Origin of the sequence: Flavobacterium sp. GSP27, from assembly GCF_003970395.1 — a bacterium.
GTDB lineage: Bacteria > Bacteroidota > Bacteroidia > Flavobacteriales > Flavobacteriaceae > Flavobacterium.
Genome location: NZ_RYDP01000001.1, coordinates 141,695 through 164,354, shown reverse-complemented (window position 1 = coordinate 164,354; position 22,660 = coordinate 141,695). Strand labels below are relative to the sequence as shown.

The following is a 22,660-nucleotide window of genomic DNA, read 5'->3' as shown; positions in this document are numbered from 1 at the left end:
ATATCGGCTAAGGATTCCTATCTAAAAAAGAAACGCTACCGAAAAACCACCGTAAAAATTGACGGGATTTCCTGGATAAAAATAACGTGGCGTAGCAGTGCCAAAACCAACTGCGTTTGGCAAAATATTAGCCGCATATTTAGTACCCAAAGCGTTATTGATTCCAGCATTCAGCTCTGTTTTCAGGATTTTAAAAATCGTGAAAACAGAGGTCGTTTTAATATCAAGCAACGAATACCGCTCACTGTATTTTGTATTGGAATCATTTAACGAAATTTTACTAATCGTTCGGAAAGAAGTGTTGACACCAAATCCATTTTTTGTGGTTAAATCTACTCCAAAATTAAATTGCTTTTCAGGAACGCCCGTCAATTGATTTCCCGAATAATCAGCATCACCATCCAAGAATTCTTTGAATTTAAAGGTATTCACCGCACCTGAAAAATAAGAAGTCATTTGAAATTGGGTAAGTTCGAAAAGTTTGTAATTAACCAAGAATTCTAATCCTGAATGTGAACTGCTTCCCGCATTAATCCCAACAAATTGATCATTGGCGGTGCGTCGTGCCACTAATAAATTTTCAATTTGTGTGCTGTAAAACGTTACTTCGGTGTATATTTTATTTTTAAGCCAGTTTCCTTTGAAACCCAGTTCATAATTCCAACCCACTTCTGGTTTCAAATTGGTGTTTATTTGCCCTTCTGGAGTCAGTGTTTCAGCAACTGATGGCACCGAAAATCCTTTACTCACCGATGTAAATATATTTTTTCCTTTGCTTACTTTATACGAGAAACCAATTCTTGGTGACCACACATTTCCAAAAGTAAAGGGCATTTTTTGAGCCTCAGAATTATTTTCGAAAATATCTTTTAACGAATATTTGGTTGTGTTAAATGCTACTCCGGTTTCCAGATGCAGTTTTTCTGAAATCCACAATTCCATTTGTAAAAAGTAGTTGCTGTAGTTCCGGTTTTGTTTGACAGAGCTGAATTCGTCGCCTTTTAAACTACCTTGACCAGGTTGCGATTTGTACAAATTTTTAAAAAGGGAATACGCGTATTTTTCCGTTAATAATTCGGTGCCAAAACTCAGTTCAAAGGGCAAAGAAAACAATTGGTCTTTGTAATTCACATTCGAACGAAGGCCTAGCGAACTTGTTTTTTCGTCCAAAATATCAAAAGGTCTGGGTTCGTACGCGTCTTTAAAATTAGAAAAAATACTGGTTTGTAGCGACCATTTTTCAGAAAATTGATGGTCGTATCCTAAACCCAGCATGAATTTATCATACGACTCAAAACCTTGTGCGGCTGCCCATGTAGCGGCTGCTTTCTCTGGATTATTTTTTAAATCCGTCTCATTAATAGAACTTGGAATAAAAGCTTTCAATCGGGTGAATGTTCCCAAAAAGGAAAAACTACCCTTTGAATTAATTTTTTGTTTGGCATGCAGGTTAAATGATTTTCTGTCATAGGAACTATTTTCCCTGAATCCCTCACTTTGTAAATCCGTAAAACTCGCAAATACATTCGTTTTGGAATCGCTGTATCCTGCCGAGAGTCGGTTTTGTAGCAACCCAAAACTCCCAAAAGTTACTGTTGATTTTCCAAACGATTCCAATAATGGAGTTTCTCTTGAAAACAACTGAATCACGCCACCCAAACCGGATCCAAAACTCGTAGAATTTGGTCCTTTTATGATTTCTATTTTTTCGATTGACGCTAAATCAATATCGTCAATAGTGGTTTCACCATCACCGGAACTCAATGGTATACCATCAAAATAGGCTTTTATTTTATTGGTTCCGTATTGAGATCTGGCGCCAATGCCACGAATCGTAATCCTGTTGGTGTTCAACGCACCTTGTTGCATGGTAACCCCGGGAATTTTGTTTAGTACAGGGGTCAGTATAATGCCATCACTTTTATTGATGTCGGCAGTAGTAATCACTGAAACGGAAGAAGCAGTGTTTTGAGGTGCATTTTTAATTGGCGAACCCTTCAAAGTGATTTCTGAAAGGGCTATGGTATCTTTTTTTATTTGTCCAAAAACAGTGAAAACACTACATAAAAAAAGAAGAAAGGAAAGGCTGTTTTTGAACAATTTTTGTTGTGTTTAAGGGAATGAAAACGTTTATAAAGTTAGTATTTTCTTTTTGTTCCAAAAAACCCTTTTAAATAAAATATGGATTAAATAAAAATGCTCCCTACAATTATAAGTTGCAATTTACATTCTGTTTCATATTGTTTTGAATTCGATTAAAGATTATTGTAAAATTACACAAAAGTCTAGTTTAAACGGAAATTATATAAAAAACACCATTTTAAAAACACTAGTTTAACCAAAATGACGTTCTTTAAAAATCATATCTTTGTGATTAATCCCAGAATTAAATTATCTTTAAACTTGGACCTTCATTTTAAATAAAAAGTAGTAGCTACCTATGAAAAAATCAACAATTGCATATATCACACTTCCCGTATTATTGTTAAGTACGCTAGCCTGTAATCGGAATAAAGCCGCTGATAATGAAAGTGAAACAGAAAAACCGGCCACCGTAAAAGTAGATTCGATAGAAAAGAAAATATCCCTTACCATCGACACGCTTGATTTTAATACCAGAATGATTGCCTTAAGCAACAATGACACCACGGGCAGATGGCCTGTAAAAGCCCCTTATCCTTTACCGGGCGCACTCTTACCCTACAATAGAATCATTGCTTATTACGGCAACTTATATTCCACCAGAATGGGAATATTAGGTGAAATTCCCCGAAAAGAAATGTTGGCAAAATTACAAGGTGAAGTGGCCAAGTGGCAAGCAGCGGATTCTACTGTAAAAGCAATTCCGGCTTTGCATTATATTGCCGTTACCGCTCAAGGCGCTCCGGGAAAAAATAATATGCACCGCATGCGTATGCCATTTAAGCAAATAGACACTATTATAAGTTGGGCAAAACCTATAAATGCGCTGGTATTTCTAGACATTCAGGTGGGACACAGCACCGTTAAGGCAGAAGTGGCAGAACTGGAACAATACCTTTCAATGCCTAATGTACACCTTGGAATTGATCCGGAGTTTTCTATGAAAAATGGAGAGCGCCCAGGTTCAAAAATCGGGCATTTCACTGCCGCTGATATTAACGATGCCATTGACATATTGGCAAATATTGTGCGCAAAAATAAACTGACTCCAAAAGTGCTTGTAATACACCGTTTTACTCAGGGCATGGTAAAAAACTATAAAGAAATCAAGACCGTTCCTGAAGTTCAAATCGTTATGGACATGGATGGTTTTGGAAGTAAAATTCTAAAAAAGTCCACGTATATGAGTTATATTTATAGAGAACCGGTACAATTCACTGGTTTTAAATTATTTTATAAAAATGACAATAAAAACGATTGGAAGATGTACAGCCCAGAGGAATTAGTAAAATTTACTCCAAAACCAATTTACATTCAGTACCAATAATTTACCAATTGATTTATGAAGAATATTCTTTATTCCCTTTCTGTTGGGCTTTTTTTAGTAGTTGGATGCCAATCAGAACCTCGTAAAATAATACCGGAAATCCCGCTTATAACTGTTCCTGCAAAAATTATTGCACCAAAAAAAGTAGCGGCTGATGCTGCGACTATTCTTTCAAAAAAAGAAGTACCCGTTTTATGTTATCATAATATCCGAGATTTTAGTGCCAGTGCGAGTGGAAACATGAAAGTGTACACCGTAAAACCTGATGCTTTTGCAGCACAAATGAAAGCCTTAGCCGATGCAGGATATAAAACCATTTTACCACAACAACTCTATGATTATTTAGTATTTGATGGTCCCTTACCGGAAAAACCAATCATGATTACTTTTGATGATACCAGAGAAGAACAATTTAGCATTGGCGCAGCCGAAATGAAAAAACAGGGTTTCAAAGGCGTGTTTTATATTATGACTGTCTCAATTAATCGTCCCGGATATATGAGCAAAGAGCAAATTAAAAGCTTATCTGATGACGGACATGCGGTAGGCGCACATACTTGGGATCACCACATGGTTACAAAATATATGGGCGACGACTGGAATTTACAATTGGTAAAACCAAAAGCAAAATTAGAAGAAATCATAGGAAAACCGGTGACGGATTTTGCCTATCCGTTTGGATTATGGAATACTGCAGCTATTCCTGAAATTAAGAAAAGTGGTTATGAAATGGCTTATATTTTATCAACCAAAAGAGATCCTGCAGATCCATTGTACACTATCAGACGTATTATAGTTTCCGGAACCTGGTCTACTGAAGGAATGATGAAAGCTGTACATTCTTCTTTTAATAAAGCAGAATAACCCATTAAAAGGTTCTAAATTCGTTAATTTATTCAAAAATCAAACAGCTATCTATACTAACACTACAGCAATGGAGCACAACCGTCAAAAAGGTTTCGTCAACAGACCTTTTATCCATTAATACTAAAGAATTCCTTAACTAAAAAAAGCACTATCAATTCGATTGAATTGATAGTGCTTTTTTTATCAGACAACTATTTTCTATCTTGGGGACAACCAGCTTGAAGGATTATTATAGGTTGTATTTTGTAGGATTAAAAATTTAATTATCGTTTTTCCGGTCTCGCCATTCGTTCTTACTTTTCCAAGACTTTGCTTTATACTCACTTTATCTCCTTTATTGACTGACACTGAGCTTAAATTTTGATAGACCGTAAAGAAATCTCCGTGCTGTATCATTACGGCTTTGTTTACTGGTGACAAAACGATGACACTGGTTACTTCTCCTCCAAAAACAGCTCTGGCACTTGCGCCATTGTCCGTAGTGATTTCTACACCGCTGTTGTGAACCGTAATTGTATTGAACAAAGGATGGGTTTGGTTTCCATATCCTAATGATATATATCCTTTTTCAACAGGATACGGCAATCTTCCTCTATTCGCTCTAAAATTATCAGCAACTATTTTAGCTTCGGGAGTTAACTCAATTTTAGAGGATGACACTGCACCTCTGGAAACCGGAGCACTTGGATTGGCTTTCGCTTTTTCTAAGGCGGCTTTCCTATTGGCTGCCGCAATGGCTTCCCGAATTAATTTATTGATTTGTCTGTCAATTGATTTGTACTCTTGTTGTCTTTTCTTAAGCTCTTTGGCAATCATATTTTTATCTTTTTTGATAAAATTTACTACCTTTTGCTGTTCTTTCTTTTCCTTTTCCAGAGCCAATCGTTCCTTTTCGTTTTCGGCAATCAGTTTTTGTTTTTCCTTTTTTTGAATGTTTAATTTATCATTATAGTCCAATAACTTGGTCGACTTAGATTTAATTTCCTCGCCCTGTGCTTTTCTATAACTGGTGTACTGCTTCATGTACTGCGCTCTTTTGTATGCCTGTAAAAAATTTTCAGAAGACAATAAAAACATCGCTCTACTTTCTGACGAACGGCTTTTATATGATTTTAAAATCATTTCGGCATAATCCTCCTTCAGTTCCCCCAATTCTTTTTTTAATTTATTGATCTGAACCTGATTAATGTACATATCGTTGTTAAGCAACTTGGTTTGCTTTTCAGTGGTATTTATTAATTTTTCTTTAAGCCTTATTTTAGTACTTTGAATAATCACCACATTGAGAGCGGATTTCTCTTTTTTCTTTACATTCTGCAGTAATCTTTCATTTTCTCGAATTTCTTTTTGAATTTGAGCTTTACGTTCTTCTAATTTTTCTTGTTGGGATTCCTGACTCCATAGTAATGAAGTGGTACAAATTAAAATTAGGCTTAGGAGAAATTTTGGCATATCGGAAAAATATTTTTGCTAATTTACTTAATTATAATTCTTTTGTACCCATTTGGAACACTATAAGGAAAAGAAAGTTCTTCATTGAAAGTTACCGTATTGTAATCTAAACTGATTTCGGTAGTTCCTTTCTTCTGAAACGTATTAATTAAAACACTTGTAGGCAATGTTGTCTCGTTGTATACTTTGTTGTCTGTGTATGTAACTTTGATCGTTCGCTCTTCGGCAGTTTGTGTAATTTCTTGCTTTTGAACTAAAAATTTATCGGCATCTAAAAAGAATGATTTTTTTGTGTTTTTGTTCGATGTATCATCTAATCGATAGGTTTGTTCCAATAATGTTTCTAGATATTTTCCTTTAGTCAAATCATCAATAGCCTGACCTAATAACATGTTCTGGATTTTATTATAATCCAAATCCGTTCCTAACCACTGGCTTAAACTGCTGAAATCCCCTTCAAAATAGTTTCCGTTGATTTTTTCGTAATAGCTCACCGTGGAAGGCGTAATCAATGCTTTTGCCATTGTAATTCCAAGAAAACGAATGCTTACTAAAATTTGTTCGTCTTTCTTGATTTTAATTTCTGCGGTAACGTTTTGGGTCTGCTTGTCATCCGCATAACGCGCGCTTGACTTAATGTATAATGTAGAAAATTCATTTTTATTGTTATAATGATTTTCTATTATTTTTTTGGCTGACATATACCCCGCTTCAGCAACGGGCTCATTACTGGCAGCAACCACAATGGCTTTAGATTTACAAGAAATCATAAAAACAGTAAGTAGAACTACTATTGAAATTTTTTTCATTATTTTTTTTCTTTTAATAATTGATTGGCTTTAGAGAAAAACGAGTCTTTTTTCTTGAAATCTCCCAAACCATTATACGCTTCTCCAAGTTGAATATTGAAATTGATTTCCAACTCTTTATTCTCCACTACATAATCCATGCCCATTTCTAAAAAACCCTTCGCCTTTTTAAATTGTTGCAGCTGATTGTTGGCTAAACCCGCATAATAATAAAACTGAGGCTGCGTTGGAAAAGTCTCCATAAGTGCCGAAGCTTTCCTAGCTACTGTATCAAATTGTTTCATCTCCGTATGCGCTTGAAGCAAAAGTAAATTCGTTCCGACGGCATCATCAGATTCCTTATTTGCTGATTTTTCATAATACATAATTGCTTTGTTCCATTGTTTTTTAGCATGGAAAAACTTCCCAATTTCTTTGGCAACATCAACGGAAGTATCCTTGTCAAAATAGCCGACAGCCTTCTCTAAATCAGCCGAATATTGCGGATTTTTATCGGTAAAAACCAGAAACTCATTCAGAATTCGGTGTTTAATTTTCGAATCAATTTTGGCACTGGCCAAAACAATATTCATTGCTTTAATGGCTTTTGGTGCGTCATTAGCATCCAAGTAATTTTTGAATACACTTACTTGTGCCCACTCCGAATCTGGGATTGCTTTTTCGAGTTTTTTGACGGTTTCAAACGCTTTTGACTCTTCATTATTTTTCGAATACAAAAAAATTAAACTGATATAATTGAACTCATCCTGTGGGTTTTTAGCAATCAGATCTTCCAGATTGGTAATCTCCATATTCTGAAATTTTCCTACAGACAGAATCTGGCTTTTGTATAATTCCCTTCTATCTGTTTTTCCGATGGTTTCATTAAGTTCCTGAATCAGTGCCAAAGCTTTCTCATACTGATTAGTCCCCATATAAAGTGAGGTCAAATCTTCTTTGTACTTGGGATCAAATTCAATCAACTTATTGATGACGGTAATTCCCTGAGTAAAATTTTTAGTTTCGTAACTCACATCATACATTCCTATCCAGAACCACTTGTTTTTAGGATCAATTTTAGTGGCGTTTTCAAAGTAATTATAAGCACTTTTATACTCTTTTAATGCTAAATAATTCTTCCCTAACTCATAATATACGGCGGCATCATTGGGTTTAATTTTATTGGCTTTATCCAAAGCTACAATTGCTTTATCATAGTTCTCAATCCCTTTTTGCAACAACGATTCATAAAAAAGTTCCTGAAACTGATCCGTATCGAGCTTTATTTCCTCAGGTTCTGTTTGTGCCCACAGCAAAGCCGAATTGCATTGCAAAACGAGAAATAAAATTATGAAAGCGCTTTTTTTCATGCTGTATTTTTAATCCTGAATCTTTTTTATATAATACCACTTAACATTACAAATAATAACATTTCGTCGCATACTTGTTTAAACATATAAGTCATATAAGTTTTGAATTAATTCAAGTAAAACCAATAGTTCATTTAAGCGAAGCCACATAGCCTTGCAAGACTCGTATGTTTAAAATTAAATATTTTTATTTTTGATTATAGCATTTAAGTAGTTGGACCTATTTAATGTCATACTAAAAAATGAGTGAAATACTATTTGATATATAAGTCATATAAGAATTAAACCTTAAATGACCTTATGATTGTTTAAGTTACATAAGGCCAACACAATTGAAACTTAAACTTACATGACTTATATGGTAAAAAAATGCAACATTGTTTTATTCTTATTGCTTAGTGCATTAATTGAATCCTTTTACTCCAATACCGAATAATCCCCAATGCTAATACTGGAAAAATTCCCATCAAAACTAACGTGATTCCCAATCATTGCATTGTCTAAATTCGCATTTTTGATATGAGAGTGCGTTTGTACTAAACTGTTTTTTATCGTGCTGTTTTGAACATGACATCCATCACCTAAAGATACATTCGGTCCAACAGTTGCGTTTATCAAAATTACATTTTTACCGATATAACAAGGCGGAATTATAGTCGAATTCTCTAATTTGACATCAAAATCCACTAAATGTTCGCCATCATTGTGCAAGAATCCTAACATTCTGGAATTGGTTTCCACGGTTACATTCTTGTTGCCACAATCCATCCATTCGTCCACTTTACCGGGAACAAATTTCATGCCTTTAGCCATCATTTGTTTGATACCATCATTTATTTGATATTCACCACCGTGGATAATATTGTTATCTAATACTAATTGTAATTCGTTTTTCAGCACGGCCACATCTTTAAAATAGTAAATTCCGATAACGGCAAGATCTGAGACAAAAGTTACCGGTTTCTCTACTAATTCTACTATTTCATTTGCTTCATTCAGTTTTACAACACCAAAAGCTTCCGGCTGATCTACTTGTTTCACCCAAATCACGCTGTCGGCATTTTGGTCCAAATCGAAATCAGCCCGAATCAACGTATCTGCGTAAGCGATAACTGCTGGTCCACTCAAAGAATCTTTGGCACACATAATGGCGTGACCGGTTCCTAAAGCTTCGTTTTGGTAATAAATAGTGCCTTTGGCGCCTAATTTTTGTGCGATAGCAATTAGTTCCTCTTCTACTTTTTTGCCAAAACTTTCATGAATAATAAAGGCTACTTCCTCAATTTCTTGATTCAATACGCCAGCGATATCCTCAACTAGGCGGTGTACAATTGGTTTTCCTACAATAGGAATTAATGGTTTAGGAATGGTTAATGTATGTGGGCGAAGGCGTGAACCACGACCAGCCATTGGGACAATTATTTTCATGTTTTTTTATTGAAAGATTAAACGATTGAAAAATTTAAAGATTATCGCAAATCTTTAAATTTTTCAATCTTTAAATTATTAAATTTATTTCACTCCCGTACTACCAAAACCACCTTCTCCTCTGGAGGTTTCTGTCAGCTCTTGTACTTGAATCCACTCTGCACGTTCGTGTTTTGCGATGATGAGTTGCGCAATGCGTTCTCCGTTTTGGATAACAAAATCTTCATTGGATAAATTTACTAAAATAACTCCGATTTCACCCCGATAATCAGCATCTACTGTTCCAGGAGCGTTCAACACCGTAATTCCGTTTTTAGCAGCGAGACCGCTTCGAGGTCTTACTTGCGCTTCGTACCCTATGGGCAATTCGATGAAAAGACCTGTTTTTACAATCGCTCTTTCCAGTGGCTTTAATGTTATGGGTTCCGTTAAATTGGCACGTAAATCCATTCCTGCTGAGGCTATGGTTTCATAGTTAGGCAAGGCATGTTGTGATTTGTTGATTATGTTTATTGTCATTGTTTTTTTCGATTAATAATTTTGATTAATAATTCTTTTTCATTGTGGTATATAAAATACATAAACACCAGTAATAACGTGATTCCTACGTAATAATTTTCTCTGAAACCATAAAATGAAACTGCCGAAAATCCTACTGAAATCAATAGATACATGAAGATTTTATTGGTATCATACGGAATAGGATAATATTTATTCCCAAAATAGTAGGAAATACACATCATACTTCCATAAGCCGCAATGGTGGCAATTGCCGACCCATAATAACTCATTGTTGGGATCAGCAGGTAATTTAACACGAGTGTGATTATGGCTCCCACTATGGAAATATAGGCGCCAATATGGGTTTTGTCGATCAGTTTGTACCAAACGGAAAGATTGGTGTAAATTCCTAAGAAAAAGTTGGCCAAAATAATTAATGGTACTACTTTCATGGCTTCCCAATAGGAATCATCTCGGATCATAATAACTTTGAGCACATCGGCAAAAACGATGACGGACAGTAATATAAACGACCCGAAAATGACAAAATATTTGGTAATTGTAGCGTAGGTTTGTGGCGCATCCTGACTATTAGAATGGCTAAAAAAGAAGGGTTCGATTCCCAAAGTATAGGCCGTACGGTACAAGACCATGAACAAACCGAGTTTGTAGCAGGCGGAATAAACGCCCACTTCGGCATCAGCAATGTCAGGAGGCAATAAGTATCCCAGTAAAATTTTGTCGAATTGTTCGTTGATGGCAAATGCGATTCCAGCGACCATTATGGGCATACCGTATTGCATCATGCGTTTCCAAAGCGAATAATCAAACTGCCATTTGAGTTTGAAATAATTGGGGGACAGCAGTATAAATGTAAGTAAGCTCGCCGCGATATTGGACACAAAAATATATCCTATTTGGAAATCTTCCAGGTACAAAGAGCGTAAAATACTGTCCGGATTTGATTCTGCAATCGCGGGTAAATAACTCAAAAAGAAAAGGTTCAGAAAAAGATTGACGGCTACATTTCCTATTTTGATTATGGCATATCTTACGGGTTGCTGGTTGACCCTTAATTTAGAGAACGGAACAATAACCAATGCATCGAGCACTAAAATCCAAATGGTGTATGTAATATATTGTTCATCAATTCCTGACCAAAGCGCTAATGTGTTTCGAAAAAGTAATGCTATGAATAAAAAGGTAAGTGAAGTCCAGAAGATCGACACTGAGGTTGTTTCAACTACTGAATTTTTGTTGGTTTCTTTATTATAAAACCTAAAAAAAGCGGTTTCCATTCCGTACGCAAGAATGACATTAAAAAAAATCATGCCGGCAAAAATGATCGAAACCTTTCCGTATGCTGCTTTTGGAAGTAAATCAGTGTATAAGGGCACCAAAAAAAAACTGAACATTCGCGGGACAACCGTTGCTAACCCGTAAATCGCAGTCTGTTTAAAAAGATTTTTATATAATCCCAAAATGGTGTATTTGTTTAAATTGATATCGACAAAAATAACCAATTCTTTGGTTTAAATGACCTCAGTACCTTTTTGTTTTTACTGCTGTTTCGTCTTAGAAATATTTGATTTGAAGATTTTAATTAGAGCGGTTTTTCGAAGACATTGGAGATTTTCAAATAATACGTTTTGTTTTTTAGCTTGTATTTTAATACTGCTTCAGTGGATTTGATATCGAATTTGGTCTTTGAAATTATAGGTGCTTTGTTGCAATATTCTTTGGTGGGATTTATATCCATAATCAAATCTTCTTTTTTATTGCTTTGTAAAAATGAAGATTTAAAGTCTTTTGGTGTAATTTCCTGAACTAGAGATTCTTGATTGTGAAAATAGATTTTCTCCAATTTGATGTTTGCCGCAAGCGGTTTTTTGAATTCGATATAAAAATTGATCACGCTGCTTTCCGTATCTTTTTTCACTTTTTGGTAGAATACTGATTGTATTTCTTGAGGGAATTCCGTTTGAAGTTCGTGTTTCATAGCACAAAAAGTAAGGCTGATAGCGGTAATCACAGAGAAAAAAATTATTTTATATCCTTTCATAATTTTCTCTTTAACTTAGACCTTCTTCGTTTAAAATTTTAAGAAAGTGAAACCCTTTGGGTACGTAACCTTGGTTGTAATAAAAGCGATGTGCGGTGAAATTTCCGGTAAAGGCATCTAAAACGATCATCGTACAGCCCGTTTTTTTTGCCAAAGCATCAACATAATCCGTCAACATTTTGCCAATTCCTTTTTTGCGGTGATCTGGGTGTACAATAAAATTATCAATTTCTAAATACTTGCCAGACCAGAGTTTAGTTCCTGACCACAATCCAGAGAGTCCAACACATACATCACCTTCAAAAACGGCAATTTGCTTGTAGTTGTGTGGGATCATCTCTGTGAGATACGCATCGTATTTGTCTAAAGTGAAATTCGTATATAAATGTAGCATAACTTCATATTGAGCTAACATTTCCTGTTTAGTGGTCAGTTCTCTAATTTCTAATTTCATATTTGCTTTTCAAAAATGTAAAATTAGAGAAAAAGGAATGAGATTGAAAGTGATGATAGGGTAAATTTTTGAGAAATCTAATTGAAAATTTTGAAGTTTAATAAGTGTCATTTATCGCGCAACACCTAAAATTAGAGCTTATAGCTTAAATTCATAGAAAAAATCATGTTTTCAAATTATTGATGTTCAGGTATTTTAAAAAAATATTCACGGAATTAAGACACGGAATTCCGCGAATTCCAATAACAAGTGTTTGTATGTTAAAATATATGAGGGTAGTTTTGGAGTCAAGAAAAACAAATAAGTTCTTAGTAAGACGTTATTTAGAATTAAGTTTTTTTTCTAAAATGATATTGTAGCTACTTATCTAAAATTTATCAATTTAAAACAATTAAAACAATCTTAAATGAGAACAAAATTTATAATGAGAAAAAGTATATTCCTACTTTCCTTCTGCCTCTTGGTAATCAGTTGTTCTACTGAAAACAATAGTGAAACACTAGAAAAAACAAATTTAAATTCAAAACAGAAGTTAGTACAAGAAACTGCTATTTTGTTAGGCAAGTTATTAACTGACTCTGAAGTCAAAAACGCTTTAAATAACAAAATGAAAGAAGTTGACAAAGATGCAAATATTGTATCTTTTGCATACTTACTTGAACAAGAAGAAGGTTTAAGAAAAAATGAACAAGCTACGTTCAAAAACCAAATAAATAATTTAAGAAAGCAAAATATTTTTAAAAATGCTTTAAGAAAAGAGTTTGAAAATAATTCTAATGATTATAAAACAATTAAAGAAATTTTGGACAAAAACTTAACTTCTAAGAACAATTTTAGATCTACAGCGTTTATTGCAGATGAATTAACTAATCTTCTTGTTTCACAGGAATTACAAATTTTTTTTCCATTTGATCCTGAATATGAAAATGATGATCAAAATGCACAAGAATATTATGTTTCATTCGATCCGCTAAACAATTCGCAAACAAACATCGGATTTCAATTTAATACAGGCTACAGTGATTATGAAATTATTAATAATCTTGATAACAATTTTTTAGATAACAATCCCGTTTATGTAATCGTACCTATAGATCCATGTGATATTGCTGGTAGACCTTGTAATTTTATAGAACTGTTACCTACACCTTTAGACCAAAATAATGAACTGATAACTAGTGAGAATCAATTCATGGTTTACAATCCTAGTGGATTTACTAATAATAACAATACAATACCAACAACAACATTACTGACAACAAATACCAATCATAATAATATTCCCGAAACAGATGGTATCAGTTCCTATATCCCAAGAATAAGAATAAATGGAACTGGTTACATGGGGTTTGGTGGCACACATCAAAAGTTGAGATTTTACCGCGGCACAACTGATGGTTCTGTCACACAAAACGCAGATGGCACAATAACAGCTTCTCCAAAAGATTATATTGTAAAAGAATTCAGATGTAAAAGAAAACATGTCAAAGATAAAAATTGGGTTGATTTTGGTGCTGAATTTGACCAAGATTGGAACATGAGCGAAAATACACAGGATTTCGCTATTTTTTCCATACATAACTTGAAGGCTACAGCATCTTTTGAACTTTCCATGAAGTCAGGTTTTAAACTTGAAGATGGTAAAATTAAACCAAATGCCGAGGCAAGCGGTTCAGCTAAAATTAATGTTTCAGTCGGTAATGCAAAGTTTAGGACAAATGCAGAAATCTCACGTAGAATTGTTTTAGCAACTATTGTAGGTCTTGGCGCTACTGGTGAAACAGTCAGTGATGGTGGTGTGGATTATAATGTGAAGAAAAATGGCATTGTAGATTACTACTTTAAACACTATTATACCGACCTTTAATTATTAATTAGATGCTGTATCTTTGGTACAGCATCTACATTTATGTTGTTATGAAAAAAAATTTTACAGTTTTATTTATCTTTATTTTTACAATCTCATCTGCTCAAAACGAAAGCGTTTATGTGTCAATTGGCAAACCTTGGTTTCCTGATAAAGAAAGCAACTTAAATAATTTTTCACTAGGTTTAAATTATCAAAATAGATTTTCTCAGTCTTTTGCATTTGATTTGTATTTAGAATACAATCAAAGTAATGATTTTCCTCGTTTTTTTGATGATGCAACAGCAGTCGATAATTATTTAATGGATCAAACCTACTCAGGTGTATATTTTAATTCGCTTTGGTCAAAAATAAATACTGTTACTGTAGGAACTAAGATAGATTATCTATTTGTTAATAATGATCGGTTTTTATTTAATTTTAATTTAGGTGCTGGCTATTTGTTTTCATATTCTAGAGCGCATGATGTAAAAAATTGGACTTATGATTTTAATAATGGACAGATACTTACTTATGAAAATGGAACCACTTCAGGTAATTTAAATACTTTTTATTATACCTTAGGATTACAATTTCAATGTACATTTTATAAGAATTACTTTGTTGGTATCAGTCCGTACTATTTAATGCCTATTGGCGAAAAAAAAATTAACTCAATTCCGGTGTATCCTAACCACTATAACCTTACTTTAAATATTGGTAAAAGATTCTAATTATCATAAAATTATTTTTAGAAAAATGATTCAATAAAACATTCATTAAAATTAAAAAACAGTTACTTATAAAATCTAATCCTATGAAAAATAGACTACTATTAACTATATTTTTTCTTTCAACTTCTTTATTTGCTCAAGAAAACAAAGAACAAAAAATTGAAATTTCGTTCTCTTATGGTCTATCCTACATCGAGTACTCCAAATCCTTTTTAGATGATCCCGTACCTTTTGAATTGCCAAATATTGGCTCGTTTTATGAAATAAATTTTGATTTTAAATTACCTAAAGACCGCTACATTGGATTAGGTTATTCTAGGTTACAGCATGCAAAAAATATAGATGATGGTGTAATACTTACTTCAACCAATACTGGTTTGGTTTTACAAAACTATAGAAACATTCATACCAAAGACTTTTATGATGTTCATTTTAGAACCGTTTTTAAAAACAATTTGCAGTTTACGCTTGGAGCATACTATTTTATTGAAAATATGAACAGAAGCGATATTACTAATATTGATAACAATACTGTGTTTGTGTTAATAAACGAAAAAAATCGAGCAGACAATTTGGGTTTATTTGGATCTTTAGAATATTATTTCAAACTCAATAGTTATGCTGAACTTGGTTTAAAAAGCAAGTTGTATTATTCATTAAATGGTGTTGAAACCATAGCTATATTACCTACTTTAAGAGTAAAATTATAACGTAATGATTGTTACTTGTTATGTAGCAAATCGAATAGAAATGTTCAGTAATTTTGCTATTTTCCAACATAAAAAATGATGGTGCTAAAGTCAATTTTTAAAGGATGCTTACAATGTTTGGGAAGGTACTGCATCAGAGGGTTGGCAAAGAGACAACATCTATTATGGATTGACTCCTAGCAAGCAAAAAGGAGCAATTAGTGGTGGGAAGTATAGAGAATACATAACCTCTTTCAAAATGTCGGGAAATGATGCACAAGGAGCATTTAATACTATTTCAAACACAGATGACCCAAAACAAGTAACTGATTATAGACTCAATAGCTCCTCCGGATGGACAGACGGACAATTTGAATTTATGATTTATTGCTTTTATGGATCAAAAGCATCAAACACTGGTGAATCAGATAAAAAAGGCTTTTTTGCTAAACCGTCTGATTTATTTGAATTAAAACATGAAGCATACAGCAGATTTAATTGGCCTTTCAAAAAAACTTACATTCGTACAACTATAATTGGCTTAAAAACTATAAATTTTTTGAATAATAATTACGGTACAGTGTTAGAATTTCAAACGTGGGATTTAAATAGATTTTCAAATGAATGGAAATTTTCTTTTGAAGAAGTAGATGATCCATTAATAATTGAAACTAAACAATCAATAAGCTCAAAATTCAATGCTAACTTTTCTACCGAATTAAGCGGGACAATTTTTGAGGTTGTTAAAGTGAACACGAAATATGGAGCGTCAATTGAAGAATCAAAATCAAATGATTATATCGTCAAAAGAACAACGAAAAGCAACAATTTATTCGACTCTGTAATTCCTTTTTACGATAATGTAGTAAATAAAAATCCTAATACTGGGCAATTTGCTACAAGAACATATTATACTGGTAAAGTAGAGTTTCAAGTAAGACCAATTCAAGTTCAATGGTAGGCACAAAAAAAAACATATCCACCTACGGTAAGTACTGTAGGTGGTTTTTAATAAAAGCAAATAGTTTGCTTTTATTCCTTTTTATAGCATCTTGTGAAAGAGAAGAAGTTCTTAAAGAAGAAGTTGTGAATTCTCTAAATATTAAAATTGACAATGAACAGTTAAATTTAATAAATAGTCGCATCGGCTCCAACGAAAGTTGTGAAAGTTTATTTTTTAGTTGTAGCTATCAAAACAATAAAAATCCAGGTTTTAGAATTGAATTCTCGCTATTGAAAAATGGTACGTTAAAAAATATTACACTTTTTGACTATAGAAATCAAAATGCACATTTTGAATCTGCCGATTTTAACCCTAAAGGCTTAATGACAATATCAAATTTCAACTACGATGAAACAAAAAAGTACCTTCATTTTGATTTTAAAGGATATCTATTAGAACAATCTTACTATGATGAATTAGACATTGATAAAAAAAGAAAATATATCGAAGGGTCGGTAACTAGTAATAATGTAAGAACTACCGAGTGCCCATATACTTTTACAAATATGAATTTTAAAGGAACTGCTTTAAGTTTTTTTACCGCATTTCATTTTGGCGAATATGATCCGAAACTATTAAATAATCCATATCAAATGTACTTTTACACAGATAACGGATTTAGAGCTTTAATTAAATCTAAAATTAAATTGCCAAATTTAGCAGTAGGCACGTATAAATTTGACCAAAATACAATAGAGAACAGAATTGATTTTGATCAATATGTTGGCATATTTAGAGCTACCCAGTTATTGTGGATTAGAGATATTGATTGGAAAAAATACCAAACAGCTGGCAGTTACACAATTCTTGAGCATACAACTATAAATGAAGAAAAAGTAACTAGAGGCGAAATGAATCTGCAAGTTTATAATAAAGGCGCTTTGATTCACAATATTACAAATGGTAAATTTGTTGTCACTGATTTTTAACTAAAACATTCTATTGTATTATAGAGCAAAAGGGCTTAACTCAAAAGTCAATCCCAATTTTTAATGCCTTCTGAGCTCCTGAGTTTTATAAAACCGATACAAATGGTCGTATATCAGGAGCTCATATTGTCGTTGGCGGGAGGTAAACTGACGATTAACCATCATGTGAATATGGCTGCTTAAAAAATCAAAAAGAGGAATCTCCAACTGACTTTTTATGTTGGAACTTAACAAAGCAATTTCTGATATTTTAGTTTCTATGAAGGGAGTTAATACTTCAAATGGCAAGTCCGTTTTGCCTAGTAGCAAGGCAGTAATTTCTACTTCACGCTTGCGGTATTGGGTATCTAGTCCCTTATTTGTGGCCGCATCGGCATTAAATTCTTTTTTAAAATTCATTTGTAACCGGCGCATCAATTCATGTTTTTCAGACATTGATAACTGAAAACTTTCTAAAAAATGATGAATTGTAAACAGTCCAAACAATAGCTGTGCTGCTACCTCAAAATTGGATTTATGCTTTAAATAGGCTACAATCAACTCACTATGATACCCAAACAAAGTCTCAGAATCTACCATGGTAGCCTCTCCGTACCGCTCCAATTCTCTCTTATAAGTATCCGTTTGTACTTTCCAAACTAAATGGTTGACCAATAACTTCTCAAAAACAGGATGGAATGAACTGATAATGGTAGCTATTGCTTCTGGTTTGGTTACTAAAAAACGAAGACGAAGATGCGAATCAGGATCGTTATACCGAATAAAAAACCATTTGGCAATTATCTTTTCCTTTTGTAAATCTAAAATTAAGGGATACAACTTTTCAGATAATATAAGATCTGCTGTTTTTACTCCAGTGTATATTTTATAATACAGCCATTCACTTCCTATGCAAAAATCCCTTTTCATACTTTACAATTGGTCTTTATAATAGGATAGAATGAACTGATTGGCAAAATTTTCACCTTTTGCGTTTTTCACCACAGATTCCTCTGTAAATAGAAATTCTTCTAAAGTGATTTTAACATGATTTACAACTGATTTCAAAAATAATTGAATCCCTATATTTGTCTCAAAATCAAGTAACAATGTGTTGTCAAAATGAGCCCAATTTACAAGACTAGGAATGCTTCGTTGTTTTCTCCAAATCGAAAAAGCTTCAAATAATAGAATGCCATCCATTTTATAAAAAGGCATAATTTCAGTTTTACTTACGATCCATTTTGATTTTGAAAGTAGTACTCCGTTATATTCAACCCTTGGAAAAAAATCATAATGCGTTTCTAAAACACCCCAACTGAAACTGTAAATAGGCTTTACATCTTGCGACTGTAAATCACATAAAAAATGATAAACAGGCAGCGATTTAGTAACATAATTATGGGCATTTGACAAACAAGGAATAACTTCTTTATTGTGTTTCTTAGATCGCAAAATAATTTTGTTGTTGCGTATCGAAATCATTAAATCATTTAAGTCAATCGTGTAGTCTTTAGTTGCTGCCGAATTAGCCAAATAGGCAATTTCAAATGCTCTTAAAACAGGTCTTCTTAATATATTACCAGTTCTTGATTCCGGAATATGAACAATCTCTGCTAAAATTTTATCAGAATGATAGGTCGCTTCTTTGGCTACAACTTCATTGGTTAAATTGAAAATAGCATCATTTCCATTACAAAAACGCCCTAATAGTTTGGCGGCACTAACATCCCCCGAAGATTCAATTGATATGATTTCTTTTTCTTGATGCAATGCAATTTCAATCATTACCGAGAAAGTAGCTGGTGCATTATTCCAACTAGGATCAAAATCCGGAAAATCCTTTTCAGAAAGCGATACTGCTTCTTCATTTTTAAGAATACATTGCTGAAGTTTCTTCTCCATTATAAAATCATAAGCCGTCCAAGGTTCGAGGATTGTTTCTTGAACTTTACTTTTAAAAGAAAAATGCTCCAAAATCTCATGCGTATCATTCATTTCAGAATTTTGAAGATACCCAATTCCCGTTTCAGTATCTAAAACAGTTGTCAAAGGCATTTCTCTTGATTCATTCCTTTGTGTGAATGCTTTTATAAAATTAGTATGGTTTTCAGACTTCTTTTGCTTTTGAATTCCGTTTAAAAAACGAACCGCTTGGAAGACTTTATTTTGTGAACTAGTACTCAAAGTATTTACGGAAGCGGTCGTATTTAAATCAGTTTGAAAAAGATATTTTTCATCAAACTCCACACCTGTTTTCTCAATTAAATCCTGTATCGCTTCATAGTCTTTTTCAGAAGGAACAAGCGTTTGGTCTAATACTAAAAATTGAGTTCTTATACTTTGCAAAAGTTGAGAATCTTTTTTTAAGTTCGGAATTTTATCGATGATAGAAAAAACGCGTCCCCATTCATCACTACCTGTAACTGTTGCATCCAATTCACTTACAAGAAACTGAAAATCGATAAGCTGATTAATATATTCTAAAGCTTCTGCGGTTTCAGAATCATCATCGGCAAGAAGACAAACCATTTCATCAACAGTCATCCCTGATGTTGCTTTAAGCACTAATTCACTTAAAAGGGCTGTTTTTCGCAATGCTGAAATGGTATGGACTCTTTTTGTTTTTACATAGTTGTAATCAACATAGCGGTAAAAATCCCCAAGAGCATAGATCGAATTATTAGGATAATATTTAAGATAAGGTATAACTTCTTCTCTTTTAGCAAATTCTCGTAATAATGCCACCCAAAATTGCATGTCAAATTGTGTAAAACGACTAAAATTTTCAGTTGAATTGAGTATAATGTTCGTTTCAGAAGCTATTTTTCCAACTGAACAACCCGCAAATAACCCGAAAGGAGTACAACGAGTTGATATTCGCGCAATGTATTTCAGTAAACTAAGCTGCAAACTCTCCCTTTTTTTAGGTGATACACTGGAAGGATCAGCTTTCCATTTTTTTAAAGCTGTTAGTAGTTCCGGTGAAGCCATACGAATGGCTTCTCTAACATAAGGGTTTTCAAACTGCAGCAATAAGGCCTCTTCGGAATAATTTTCCAATAAATCAAAATAGAAAGGCAATGGAAATAAAGGGGTTCTTAAAACATAGTGCGAGAAAGGACGAACTTGATAGTGGTGCATTATCGTTTCTTTTTACTCACTTTCTCAGCGAGTTGCATCGCGTTATAGACATTTAATACTTTTCCTGATTTAGATAATTCACTAAATTTGATTTTTTTGCCCTCTCCACCAGGGACCAAAACGTCTAAATCGTAAGCCGTTCCTGATTCTAGAATAATTTGTTTAACCTCCTTAGCTGTTAGTTTAGGATAATACGACCATATTAAAGCCGCTGTTCCAGAAACCATGGGTGCTGCAAGTGAAGTACCTGAATCATAGCCATAACTATTGCCTGCGGTTGTGGTATAAATTTTATCTCCAGGAGCAAATAAATCTACATTCTTCTTGCCGTAATTTGAATAAGAGGCCACAAAAGTACTGTCTGCTTTTGCAGTAGTGGCGCCTACATTGATAAAATTATCTACGACTTCTTTTGCATCATCCTTAAATTCTGTATCTGACGGATAATAAGGGTTTTCGTCAATATTGAATTTATTGTTACCCGCAGAATGTACAATCAATACATCCCTTTTCATTGCATACTTTAATGCTTCTATTACCAATTCTTTATATAAAGAAAATTCTTTACCAAATGACATATTGATAACCTTTGCACCATTATCTACTGCATAATATATCGCATTAGCTATATCCTGATCGTATTCATCACCTGATGCCGAAATTACTAACGGCATTATCTTGAAATTATTTTTTGCAATCATCGATACAATACCTGATACCTTAGTTGAATGATTATGCGTAGATCTTTTGCCTGCCTTGTTTTCTGAGATAGTCGCATTTCCATATCCTTTACTAACTAAATAAGGATTGCCTTTAATATATATTCTTTCATCAAAATTTACATTTAGATTTCTGTTGACTATCGAATCTATTCGAACCCTTGTATCTAAAGCTTCCTCAATTGTATTCTCTCCTGCTTGCAATCTTGACTTTATAAAACCTATCATTGCACCAATATCATAATCCTTGTCTTCACGTCTTTGTTTAAAAGTTTTATCATTAATTTTATGCTTGAGATACAAACTATCTAATTCCTTGATTGAATACTTTTCATTAGGAAAATATCTTTTTAAGCTATCTTTTGCTATTTGATAATTATCAACAATGTATTGTTGTGATTTTAACCAGTTGTCATAAGCTCCAAATTGCTTGTTATAAGTGTTGATTATACGTTTATATTCATCACCGCCTAGGTTTTGAATAGTTAATTGAGGATTAGAATTAGCGTTCAAAATTTTCAAAAATCTTACAAATTCAAAATTAACCCAAACTAAATAACCATTATCTCTTGTTCCTATAAAATTCCAACCATTAATATCGTCTACATAGCCATTTTTATCGTCATCTATACCGTTAGAAGGAATTTCATGTTTATTGAACCAAATATTATTCTTTAAATATTCATGATTAGTATCTAATGGAGTGTCAATTATAGCAACCACAACATTATTGTTTCGAACTTTACTTTTAGATGTTTTTTTGACTTGAATAAAATCAATGATAAAAGCATTTTGATCTTTATTGACTTTATGAAACCAATTTAAAGAATCTAAACTTCGCCAACCAGAGCTAATTGATTCATTTTTTAAAACATAAACTCCATTTTTTTTTGTGGCACAACTTAAAATTATACAGACTAAAAAAATTAAATAAATATTTTTCATTTTTTTAAGTTAAAGTTATTGGGAGGAGGCATTAAAGAGTCAGTTACAGTTTCAATGTCACCAGTCAATTTTAAAAAACCACCATTTATTAAATGTAAGTTATCCAATTGAGCTACTTTCATTTTTTCTAAATTGAACTTTGATTGCGTTTTTGTTTGTTTTTTTTCTGTTTTCATGTGATAAAATTATTTATTTATTATACAAGTTGCAAAAGTAAAAGCTTGGCCTGATAATAGCTAAAAAAAATTAAAAGTTATTGGCGGAATTCCGTGAATTCCGAT

The 22,660-nt window shown here is 33.2% G+C and carries 20 protein-coding genes; 7 read left to right on the top strand and 13 right to left on the bottom strand.

Features of this window, described 5'->3' with window-relative positions; genetic code table 11:
• Positions 1-21 precede the first annotated feature (21 nt).
• Positions 22-2,100 carry a TonB-dependent receptor domain-containing protein gene (locus tag EKM05_RS00765; RefSeq protein WP_126552903.1) on the bottom strand — a complete coding sequence of 693 codons (2,079 nt, stop codon included), beginning with the start codon at positions 2,098-2,100 and terminating at the stop codon, positions 22-24.
• A 340-nt stretch (positions 2,101-2,440) separates the two neighbouring features.
• On the opposite strand from EKM05_RS00765, the gene EKM05_RS00760 reads away from it, so the two are divergent.
• Together EKM05_RS00760 and EKM05_RS00755 are read left to right on the top strand one after the other, a co-directional pair.
• Positions 2,441-3,469 (top strand): hypothetical protein, encoded by a 1,029-nt coding sequence (locus EKM05_RS00760; protein WP_126457819.1) that lies wholly within the window; start codon positions 2,441-2,443, stop codon positions 3,467-3,469.
• Between the two features lie 15 nt (positions 3,470-3,484).
• The gene (locus EKM05_RS00755; RefSeq protein ID WP_126552901.1) at positions 3,485-4,333 is read left to right on the top strand and encodes a polysaccharide deacetylase family protein; all 849 of its coding nucleotides are present in this window, start codon (positions 3,485-3,487) and stop codon (positions 4,331-4,333) included.
• Between the two features lie 201 nt (positions 4,334-4,534).
• On the opposite strand, the gene EKM05_RS00750 is transcribed toward EKM05_RS00755, so the two are convergent.
• The 8 genes from EKM05_RS00750 to EKM05_RS00715 form a co-directional block, all read right to left on the bottom strand.
• Positions 4,535-5,788, bottom strand: coding sequence for a murein hydrolase activator EnvC (locus tag EKM05_RS00750; RefSeq protein WP_126455028.1), 1,254 nt, complete (start codon positions 5,786-5,788; stop codon positions 4,535-4,537).
• A gap of 23 nt (positions 5,789-5,811) precedes the next feature.
• Positions 5,812-6,597: a DUF4292 domain-containing protein gene (locus tag EKM05_RS00745; protein WP_126457815.1), complete on the bottom strand. Its 786-nt coding sequence runs from the start codon at positions 6,595-6,597 to the stop codon at positions 5,812-5,814.
• On the bottom strand, positions 6,597-7,946 hold the full coding sequence (locus EKM05_RS00740; protein WP_126552899.1) for a lipopolysaccharide assembly protein LapB: 1,350 nt from the start codon (positions 7,944-7,946) through the stop codon (positions 6,597-6,599). The genes EKM05_RS00745 and EKM05_RS00740 overlap by 1 nt, the downstream gene beginning before the upstream one ends.
• A 417-nt stretch (positions 7,947-8,363) precedes the next feature.
• A complete protein-coding gene (locus EKM05_RS00735) occupies positions 8,364-9,374 on the bottom strand; it encodes a sugar phosphate nucleotidyltransferase (RefSeq protein WP_126552897.1) in 1,011 nt (336 codons plus the stop codon).
• Positions 9,375-9,458: 84 nt separating this feature from the next.
• A complete protein-coding gene (gene dut, locus EKM05_RS00730; protein WP_126552895.1) occupies positions 9,459-9,893 on the bottom strand; it encodes a dUTP diphosphatase in 435 nt (144 codons plus the stop codon).
• Positions 9,890-11,356 (bottom strand): lipopolysaccharide biosynthesis protein, encoded by a 1,467-nt coding sequence (locus tag EKM05_RS00725; protein WP_126552893.1) that lies wholly within the window; start codon positions 11,354-11,356, stop codon positions 9,890-9,892. Before EKM05_RS00725 ends, dut begins: the two co-directional genes overlap by 4 nt.
• A gap of 122 nt (positions 11,357-11,478) precedes the next feature.
• Positions 11,479-11,937, bottom strand: a complete 459-nt coding sequence (locus EKM05_RS00720; protein ID WP_126457807.1) for a hypothetical protein — start codon at positions 11,935-11,937, stop codon at positions 11,479-11,481.
• Positions 11,938-11,947: 10 nt separating this feature from the next.
• Entirely contained in the window at positions 11,948-12,391 is a 444-nt protein-coding gene (locus EKM05_RS00715; RefSeq protein WP_126457805.1) for a GNAT family N-acetyltransferase, read from the bottom strand.
• A gap of 406 nt (positions 12,392-12,797) precedes the next feature.
• On the opposite strand from EKM05_RS00715, the gene EKM05_RS00710 reads away from it, so the two are divergent.
• The 5 genes from EKM05_RS00710 (at position 12,798) to EKM05_RS00690 (ending at position 17,592) form a co-directional block, all read left to right on the top strand.
• Complete coding sequence (locus EKM05_RS00710) at positions 12,798-14,258, top strand: hypothetical protein (protein WP_126552891.1); 1,461 nt, start codon at positions 12,798-12,800, stop codon at positions 14,256-14,258.
• A 50-nt stretch (positions 14,259-14,308) separates the two neighbouring features.
• The gene (locus tag EKM05_RS00705) at positions 14,309-14,971 is read left to right on the top strand and encodes a hypothetical protein (RefSeq protein WP_091259556.1); all 663 of its coding nucleotides are present in this window, start codon (positions 14,309-14,311) and stop codon (positions 14,969-14,971) included.
• A gap of 83 nt (positions 14,972-15,054) precedes the next feature.
• The gene (locus EKM05_RS00700; protein ID WP_126457799.1) at positions 15,055-15,681 is read left to right on the top strand and encodes a hypothetical protein; all 627 of its coding nucleotides are present in this window, start codon (positions 15,055-15,057) and stop codon (positions 15,679-15,681) included.
• 169 nt (positions 15,682-15,850) lie between these two features.
• Complete coding sequence (locus EKM05_RS00695; protein ID WP_126552889.1) at positions 15,851-16,621, top strand: hypothetical protein; 771 nt, start codon at positions 15,851-15,853, stop codon at positions 16,619-16,621.
• On the top strand, positions 16,615-17,592 hold the full coding sequence (locus EKM05_RS00690; protein WP_126457795.1) for a hypothetical protein: 978 nt from the start codon (positions 16,615-16,617) through the stop codon (positions 17,590-17,592). Before EKM05_RS00695 ends, EKM05_RS00690 begins: the two co-directional genes overlap by 7 nt.
• A gap of 60 nt (positions 17,593-17,652) precedes the next feature.
• On the opposite strand, the gene EKM05_RS00685 is transcribed toward EKM05_RS00690, so the two are convergent.
• From EKM05_RS00685 to EKM05_RS00670, 4 genes are read right to left on the bottom strand one after another with little or no spacing between them, the layout of a single operon-like run.
• Entirely contained in the window at positions 17,653-18,501 is an 849-nt protein-coding gene (locus tag EKM05_RS00685; protein WP_126457793.1) for a thiopeptide-type bacteriocin biosynthesis protein, read from the bottom strand.
• A gap of 3 nt (positions 18,502-18,504) precedes the next feature.
• Positions 18,505-20,715, bottom strand: coding sequence for a lantibiotic dehydratase family protein (locus tag EKM05_RS00680; protein WP_126457792.1), 2,211 nt, complete (start codon positions 20,713-20,715; stop codon positions 18,505-18,507).
• Positions 20,715-22,379, bottom strand: a complete 1,665-nt coding sequence (locus EKM05_RS00675; RefSeq protein ID WP_126457791.1) for a S8 family serine peptidase — start codon at positions 22,377-22,379, stop codon at positions 20,715-20,717. The genes EKM05_RS00680 and EKM05_RS00675 overlap by 1 nt, the downstream gene beginning before the upstream one ends.
• Entirely contained in the window at positions 22,376-22,555 is a 180-nt protein-coding gene (locus EKM05_RS00670) for a hypothetical protein (protein WP_126457790.1), read from the bottom strand. Before EKM05_RS00670 ends, EKM05_RS00675 begins: the two co-directional genes overlap by 4 nt.
• Between the last annotated feature and the right edge of the window lie 105 nt (positions 22,556-22,660).